Raw genomic sequence first — 2,225 nt, 5'->3', positions numbered from 1 at the left:
CCCCCCGCCCCTTCGATGCTGACGAACGCGACACCATCGGGACTGGCAACTCGACCTAGACGCATGCCGGTGAGTCTACGGAAGCCGCTGGTCGCGCCGATCGGCGCTCCCGGGCGGGAGCGAGCAGGCCGTGTGGCCGGGTGTGAGATCGCTCGCCCCGTCGCCGGATGCCGCCGGGATGCGCGGGAGCGGCCATCGGGTGTACCGTGAGCCCAGGTTTTCACTTCCTGAGAACTCAATCCCACATTTCGGGATTCGGTCGGTTCGAGACGCGAGGAGCGGACGATGTCCGTGGACACGGCAGGCATCAGACGGGTAGGCACGGCGCACCGGTGGCTGATGCTCGCCCTCGGCGTCTTCGCCCAGGCCTCCAGCGCCGTGTTCATCCACGGCATCCCCTTCCTGCTGCCGGCCCTGACCGCCAGGGGCACCGCGCTGCCGACGGCGGGCCTGCTGGTGGCCATGCCCACCGTCGGCCTGGTCTGCACCCTCATCGCCTGGGGGTATGTGGTCGACCGCATCGGCGAGCGCAAGGTGCTGGTGGCGGGCCCGGCACTCATGTGCGCCGCGGGCGTCGCGGCGGCCGCCACGAGCAACGACATCGCCCTCGGCGCGCTGCTGTTCCTCGGCGGCCTCGGCGCGGCGAGCACCAACGGCGCCAGCGGACGGGTCATCGTCGGCTGGTTCCCGCCCGACCGCCGCGGTCTGGCCATGGGCATCCGTCAGACCGCGCAACCGCTGGGCGTCGGCATCGGCGCGCTGAGCATCCCCCTGGTGGCCGACCGTTACGGCATCGCCGCGGCCGTGCTGGTGCCCGCGCTCATGGGCGGACTCGCGGCACTGTCCTGCCTGGCGGGCATCGTCGACCCGCCGCGCCCGAAAGGCTCTGCGGCCGACCGGGACAACCCCTATCGCGGCTCGGCCACACTGTGGCGCATCCACGGCGCCTCGGTTCTGCTCGTGGTGCCGCAGGGCGTGCTGTGGACCTTCGCGCTGCTGTGGCTGCACCGCGACGTCGGCTGGTCGCTGCCGGTCGCGGGCGCGGTCGTCACGGCGACCCAATTCCTCGGCGCGGCAGGCCGTATCGGCGCGGGCGCCTGGTCGGATCGGGTCGGCAGCAGGCTCGGCCCGCTGCACACGGTGGCCGTCGCCGCGGTGATCAGCACCGCCGCGCTCGGCGTCGCGGCGTGGACGCACTGGTGGTGGATCGCCATCCCGCTGTTGTTCGCCGCCTCGGTGATCACGGTGTCGGACAACGGCTTGGCGTTCACCGCGGTCGCCGAGATCGCGGGCCCGTTCTGGAGCGGGCGCGGGCTCGGCATGCAGAACACCGGCCAGAATCTCGCGATGGCCGCCATCCCACCGGTTTTCGGTGCCCTGATCACCTGGGGCGGGTTCCCGGCCGCCTTCCTCGGCGCGGCCGCGATCGCCGCGCTGGCGGTCCCGCTCGTGCCCGCCGATCCCGCTGCCGCGCCGCGGATCTCACCGGCGAAGGAACCGGCTCCGGTCAGATCTCCAGCAGTTCGGCCGGATCCACGCTGACCCGGAACTCCTCGCCCGGCCCCACATCGGCGACCAACATCTCTCCCGGTTCGGCCACCGCCCTGGTGTGATAGATCTCCCCTTCCAGCACGAGACGGTGGATGCGCACCAGCGGGTGATGTTCGACAAGCCAGTACTCGGCGATGCCCGCGGCCGCGTACTCGCGCACCTTGCGCACCCGGTCGGTGCGCTCGCTCGCGGTGGCGGGCGCGACGACCTCCACCGCGAGCCGCACCTGTCCGCCGGGCAGCACCCGCGGCGGATCGGCGACCAGCGCGTGCCGGATCACCTCGCGCGGCGCGACCACGATGTCGGGTTTGCGCACCCCGCACGTGGTGGTGATCTCCCATCCCCCGCCGACGCACACATGCAGTCCCTGCCCGGCCGAGCGGTCGAGCGCCTGCGCGGTGCGCCGCACCACGTGATCGTGCCTCGCCCCGCGCGCGACCTCGACCAGCCAGCCGTCCTCCAGCTCGTAGTCACGGCCTCGGCCGGGCATGGCGTGCAGGTCGCCGATGGCGTAGGGCCCGCGGCCGGTCCCCCGGGTCGTCGCTCGTCGCCGCATCGCACCTCCCGCCGGGTCGACCGCCCACCGGCGATACCGTCCGACCCGGGTACCCGATCGGTTCGTGTTCGAACGTGCCGCAACAGCGAGGGCCCCGCATCGCGGCACGATGCGGGGC

Annotated in this window: 2 protein-coding genes; one reads left to right on the top strand and one right to left on the bottom strand. The window is 72.9% G+C overall.

Annotated features, from left to right (window positions below):
• Nucleotides 1-285: 285 nt before the first annotated feature.
• Complete coding sequence (locus QH283_RS29075) at nt 286-1,542, top strand: MFS transporter (protein ID WP_280506122.1); 1,257 nt, start codon at nt 286-288, stop codon at nt 1,540-1,542.
• Here the strand turns inward: QH283_RS29075 and QH283_RS29070 are convergent.
• Nucleotides 1,508-2,107: a Uma2 family endonuclease gene (locus tag QH283_RS29070; RefSeq protein WP_280506121.1), complete on the bottom strand. Its 600-nt coding sequence runs from the start codon at nt 2,105-2,107 to the stop codon at nt 1,508-1,510. The two genes, QH283_RS29075 and QH283_RS29070, sit on opposite strands and share 35 nt — an antisense overlap.
• Nucleotides 2,108-2,225: the final 118 nt, after the last annotated feature.

Source organism: Nocardia farcinica, assembly GCF_029867845.1.
Classification (GTDB): Bacteria; Actinomycetota; Actinomycetes; order Mycobacteriales; family Mycobacteriaceae; genus Nocardia; species Nocardia farcinica_A.
The sequence above is the reverse complement of the archived record's forward strand: the minus strand, read 5'-3'. Positions and strand labels throughout refer to the sequence as shown.

Bases quoted from the DNA above. Each gene is read 5' to 3' on its own strand.
- QH283_RS29075 (WP_280506122.1), top strand. From the start codon at position 286: ATGTCCGTGGACACGGCAGGCATCAGACGGGTAGGCACGGCGCACCGG.
- QH283_RS29070 (WP_280506121.1), bottom strand. From the start codon at position 2,107: ATGCGGCGACGAGCGACGACCCGGGGGACCGGCCGCGGGCCCTACGCC.